General features: G+C 56.2%; 6 protein-coding genes and 1 pseudogene. 1 reads left to right on the top strand and 6 read right to left on the bottom strand.

Translation table 11 applies throughout. From position 1 onward, the window contains the following. Nucleotides 1-140 precede the first annotated feature (140 nt). From pcaD to QZ197_RS03235, 4 genes are read right to left on the bottom strand one after another with little or no spacing between them, the layout of a single operon-like run. On the bottom strand, nt 141-890 hold the full coding sequence (gene pcaD, locus QZ197_RS03220) for a 3-oxoadipate enol-lactonase (protein ID WP_296430032.1): 750 nt from the start codon (nt 888-890) through the stop codon (nt 141-143). A 47-nt stretch (nt 891-937) separates the two neighbouring features. Next, nucleotides 938-1909, bottom strand: a complete 972-nt coding sequence (locus QZ197_RS03225) for a threonine/serine dehydratase (RefSeq protein ID WP_296429973.1) — start codon at nt 1907-1909, stop codon at nt 938-940. Then, nucleotides 1906-2724: an alpha/beta hydrolase gene (locus tag QZ197_RS03230; protein WP_296429975.1), complete on the bottom strand. Its 819-nt coding sequence runs from the start codon at nt 2722-2724 to the stop codon at nt 1906-1908. Before QZ197_RS03230 ends, QZ197_RS03225 begins: the two co-directional genes overlap by 4 nt. Next, nucleotides 2724-3401: a haloacid dehalogenase type II gene (locus QZ197_RS03235; RefSeq protein ID WP_296429977.1), complete on the bottom strand. Its 678-nt coding sequence runs from the start codon at nt 3399-3401 to the stop codon at nt 2724-2726. The genes QZ197_RS03230 and QZ197_RS03235 overlap by 1 nt, the downstream gene beginning before the upstream one ends. A gap of 132 nt (nt 3402-3533) precedes the next feature. Here QZ197_RS03235 and QZ197_RS03240 point away from each other — a divergent pair, with 132 nt between their 5' ends. Then, nucleotides 3534-3968: a peptidylprolyl isomerase gene (locus QZ197_RS03240; RefSeq protein WP_296429980.1), complete on the top strand. Its 435-nt coding sequence runs from the start codon at nt 3534-3536 to the stop codon at nt 3966-3968. Nucleotides 3969-4013: 45 nt separating this feature from the next. Here the strand turns inward: QZ197_RS03240 and QZ197_RS03245 are convergent, their stop codons facing one another. Together QZ197_RS03245 and QZ197_RS03250 are read right to left on the bottom strand one after the other, a co-directional pair. Next, complete coding sequence (locus tag QZ197_RS03245; protein ID WP_296429983.1) at nt 4014-4805, bottom strand: enoyl-ACP reductase; 792 nt, start codon at nt 4803-4805, stop codon at nt 4014-4016. A 4-nt stretch (nt 4806-4809) separates the two neighbouring features. Further along, a pseudogene (locus QZ197_RS03250) lies at nt 4810-5172 on the bottom strand (beta-ketoacyl-ACP synthase I); the annotation flags it as partial.

Genomic DNA, 5172 nt, shown 5'->3' on the forward strand with positions numbered 1-5172 from the left:
ACGGGCAGGATTAATCCAATGCCCATGCTGTCCAGCATAACCGAAATCAGGATGAAAGTGACTGCGAGACGTTTATTCATTACAGCATGGGTAAGCTGTTCGGTTTCGTTTGCAAAGGATATGTTTCGAGGGGTGCGAATTTAGGCGAAGTGCCCTGTAGCATTGAGAAAATCGACAAGGTGTGCTGCGAACTCATCGGGCTTTTCTACACAAGGCAAATGGCCCGTGCGGCGGATCAATGCAAATTGCGATCCGGGGATTAAATCGACCGTTTCGCGCACGAGATCAGCGGGTGTCGATGCATCCTCGGTCCCGGCAATGCCAAGCGTTGGGATACGTAACCCGCTTGTTGGCGTATAGAAATCTGTACCCGAGATGGCGGCGCATACACCTGCGTAGCCTTCAATGGGCGCGGCTTCAAACATCGCTTTCCATACGGATATCGCAGGCGTCGCGTAGAAATCGCGCCCGAACCAGCGCTGCATAACACCGTCGGATATTGCAGCCATGCCGCTTGCGCGGATCGCATTGATCCGGTCTTCCCAGAAATCCGGATTACCAATTTTGGCTGCAGTGTTCGACAGAACCATTGCGCGGATCAGATCGGGCCGTTTGACGGCAAGACCTTGGGCAATCATACCACCCACGGATAGGCCGACGAACAACGCATCTTTGATATCAAATGTATCGCAAACTGCTTCTGCATCGCCAACCAATTGCCCCATCGTATATGGCGCATCTGGCACGTCAGAACGCCCGTGACCTCGCATGTCATAGCGTAAAATGCGCAAACCTCTGGGCAGTCGTTCCAAAACTGCATCCCAAAGATGCAATGTCGTGCCAAGCGAATTGGAAAACACTACAACAGGCGCGTTTTCGGGCCCATCCATCTGGGCAAAAATGCGGGCGCCGTCGGGCCTGGTGATGAACTGGGTGGTCACTGTAGCGTTTCCAACGCCTTGGCAAAGACCGGCGCGTCGACGTTGCCGCCAGTTGCAACAGCGATCACGGCATCGCCGGTGAATTCATCGGGATGGAACAATGCCGCCGCCAGCGCCGCAGCGCCGCCCGGTTCCACGACAATGCGCAACCGGTCAAAGGCAAGCGCCACAGCGCGCATGCATTCGTCCTCGGACACCACCACCCCCGGTCCGCAATGCTTTTGCATAATCGGAAACGTCAGATTGCCGGGCTGTGGCGTTATGATCGCATCGCACAATGATCCGCCGCGCCGGACGTTGCTTTCGATTTTTCCGCTGATCAGTGATCGTGTGACATCGTCAAATTCTTCTGGCTCTGCTGGACGCACGCGCAAGGAAGGCGCATCAGCAGCCAGCGCCAAAGCGATGCCTGACGTCAGGCCGCCACCGCCGCAACACACCATGACGTCGGCGTCGGTAATGCCCAATGCGTTCATGTCTTCGGCAATTTCCAGGCCAGTCGTGCCTTGGCCCGCGATAACAAGCGGTTCGTCGTAAGGTTTGATCAAGGTCAGCCCGTGTTCGGCAGACAGGCGTTCGCCGATTTCATCGCGGTCTTCGGTTTCGCGGTCATAAAGTACGACCTTTGCGCCAAGCGCACGGGTGTTTGCGATTTTGACGGCAGGGGCATCAGACGGCATTACAATCACGGCAGGCGCGCCATGTTCGCGCGCGGCCAGGGCCACGCCCTGCGCGTGATTACCGCTGGAAAATGCGATCACGCCGGTCTTGAGCGCATTGTCGGTCAGCGCGGAAACCGCCGACCAGCCGCCGCGAAATTTGAACGACCCTGTGTGTTGCAGGCATTCGGCTTTTACAAAAACACGCCGTCCTGCGATCTCGTCCAGAAAGGGCGAGGTCAGGATGGGCGTCCGTCTTGCGTGCCCTTTGATGCGTAATGCAGCGGCGCGGATCATATCGATGTTCATTGCATTTTCTCCAACCATTGATGCAGGGCTGCCAAGGCCTCGGGTTCATCCAAGAAAGGTACATGGCCACGGTCAGGCACATCTACACGGATCAAATCAGGGCGCCGTCGGGCCATTTCATTAGCTGTTTCGACCGTCAACAAATCAGAATTTGCGCCACGGATTAGCGCCAATGGCAGATCGGAAAATTCGTCATAAAGCGGCCAAAGATCAGGTGCGGGCTGCGCCCCAGCCGCCAACACGGCATCGCGCAGTTTTGGATCATAGCGGATCACCAAACCGTCTGGCGTTTCGCTGTAATGGGCTTCTACTTCGGCTATCCAACGTGCCATCGGCACGCCTTTGAAGCGTGTCAAAAGTTGTGCGCGGGCCTCGGCTGCTGCGACATAAGTTTTTTGCGCTGGATTACGCCCGACGTAGTTTTTGATCAGGTCGAGCCCGCTGTCCGCGATCTCAGGTCCGATGTCATTGAGCGCGACGCCAAGCAAACGCTCTTTTGAGACAGCGGCGATGACCATCGCTATCAGCCCGCCGCGCGATGTACCCAGGATTGCCGCTTTTTCCAAACCCAGATGTTCCATCAGAGACAAGACATCAGCGGCCTCTTGGGCGATCGAATAAGTAGATGGATCAGCCCAATCCGATTGGCCGCGCCCACGGTAATCTGGCCGGATCAGTCGGACGGACAGGTGCGGTGCCACATGGTCGAAATCAGCGCCATTGCGGGTCAAACCCGCTAGCGCGATGACGGGCAGACCTGTGCCGCTTTCAGAATAATAGAGCGCGCAACCGTCATTGGCAGTGTAGTGGGGCATCAAATGAATTCCGGAATTGTTGTGAGGTCGGATAGGATGTGATGGGGTTTGGCATATAGTCGATCAACAGGTTCGCCTGCGCGGTTCACCCATGCGGTTTGAAAACCGTAGCCCGCAGCACCTGCTGCGTCCCAACCGTTCGAGGACACGAAAAGTACATCTTTAGGTGTGCCGCCAAAATGCGCACACACAAGGTCATATACTTTGCTGTGGGGTTTAAAGACACCCACGTCCTCGACACTCAGTAACGCATCAAGGTGCATATTCAGACCTGCGGACGTTGCAGCCTCCAACAGCATTTTTGGTGAACCATTGGACAAGACTGCCGTCTTTGCACCGCGTCCCCTGAGGGTGATAAGGACATCCTTTGCCTCTGGATACGCTGCCAGTTGACGATAGAGCGCCAAAAGCCGTGCACGGGTTGCCGCGTCATCCAGGCCGTGCGCTTCCATTGCCCAATCAAGCCCGTCTTGGGTGACTTGCCAGAAATCGCAATGCCTGCCTGCCACCGCGCGCAGCCACGAGTATTCTAACTGCTTGCGGCGCCAATCGCGGGCAAGGGCGGGCCATACTTTGGCCAACGCCGTATGCGCTGGTTCTTTCGCTGCCTGTGCGGCCGCAGCGTTGACATCAAACAACGTGCCATAGGCGTCAAATACATAGGTGTTGATCGGCATCGGGGGGGCTCCGGTTCATTTTGCAGCATCGTGTCATGGCCTTGCGGCCACGAAAAGAGGCAATGCGTTTGCAAACCTGTCGCGGGGCGCATAGTTTATCTGCTCTTATAATTTTTGAGAAAGCCCAAACCCATGAGCCAAGCAAAAGCAGGTGACACCGTCCGGATGAATTATACGGGCACATTGAACAACGGCGAGACGTTCGACAGCTCCGAGGGGCGTGACCCGCTCGAGTTCGTTGTGGGGTCCGGCCAGATCATCGCAGGCCTTGATGCCGCGATCGGCGGCATGGCCGTCGGTGACAAAAAAGACGTGAACGTACCATGCGCGCAAGCCTATGGTGAAACCAACCCTGACGCGCGCCAAGCGGTGCCACGCGAACAGATACCAGCGGAAATCCCGCTAGAGGTCGGCACGCAATTGCAGATGCAGACACCCCAAGGTCAGGTTGTTCCCGTGACTGTCGCTGAAGTTAGCGAAACCGAAGTCACCTTGGACGCCAACCACCCGCTTGCGGGTCAAGACCTGAATTTCGCAATTGAGATTGTCGGAATTGACGCAGTTTAGACCGCGTCTTGGCTGCCCGGCCGGTAGGTCGGGCAGTATCGTTATCTAAACCAGATGATCCGGCTGCGGCATTCCCAGCACATGGAAACCACCGTCAACGCGGATGATTTCGCCTGTTGTGCAAGCACCCGCATCTGACGCCAGATAAACGGCGGTGCCGCCTACCGCCTCAAGCGTCGCGTTAGCGCGCATTGGCGCATTCTGGTCTGTGTGTTTGTAGGTCTTGCGCGCGCCACCAATGGCTGCACCCGCAAGCGTTTTCATCGGGCCGGGGCTGATTGCATTGACGCGGATGCCCTGAGGGCCAAGATCATTCGCCAGATACCGCGTTGCGGATTCCAATGCAGCCTTGGCAACGCCCATCACATTGTAGAACGGTGTTACGCGGTTTGACCCTTGGTACGTCAGCGTTAGCAGCGTGCCACCGTCCGGCATCATTTGCGATGCGCGGTTGGCCACATCAATGAATGAATAGCAGGAAATCGCCAGCGAGTTTTTAAAGTTATCGCGGCTGGTATTGATGAACCGCCCTGTCAATTCGTTCTTGTCGGAAAAGGCGATAGCATGGACCACGAAATCCAGTTTGCCCCAACGCTCTTTTAATGTCGCAAAGGCCAAATCCATGCTTTCGTCATTCGTGACGTCCACATCCACCATGATGTCAGAGTCTACAGATTGCGCCAAAGGTTCCAAACGTTTGCCGAAAGCGTCGCCTTGGTAGGTGAAAGCCAGTTCTGCGCCTGCCTCGGCCATTGCTTTGGCGATACCCCACGCGATGGATCGCTCGTTGGCCACGCCCATAATCAGGCCGCGTTTGCCTTGCATTGAAATTGTCATGCGATCACCCTTTGAGTTTCGAAAGAAGCATAGAACCGTTGGTGCCGCCGAACCCGAAAGAGTTGGTCATGACGGTATCAAGCCCTGCGTTTTCGACCAGAGTGGTCGCGATTTCAGCCGGATCAAGCGCGGGATCAAGGTTTTCCACATTGATTGACGGTGCAATGAAATCGTTTTCCAGCATCAACAGGCAATAAACTGCCTCTTGTGCGCCGGTCGCCCCTTGGCTGTGGCCCGTCATTGATTTGGTCGAACTGATCGGGGGCGTGGTGCCTTGGCCGAATACACGGCGCACGGCTTCAACTTCGCCCACGTCGCCGACGGGTGTCGATGTGCCATGTGCGTTGATGTAGCTGATCTTGCGGCC

The organism is Yoonia sp., assembly GCF_017854415.1.
In the GTDB taxonomy this organism is placed as follows: Bacteria; Pseudomonadota; Alphaproteobacteria; order Rhodobacterales; family Rhodobacteraceae; genus Yoonia.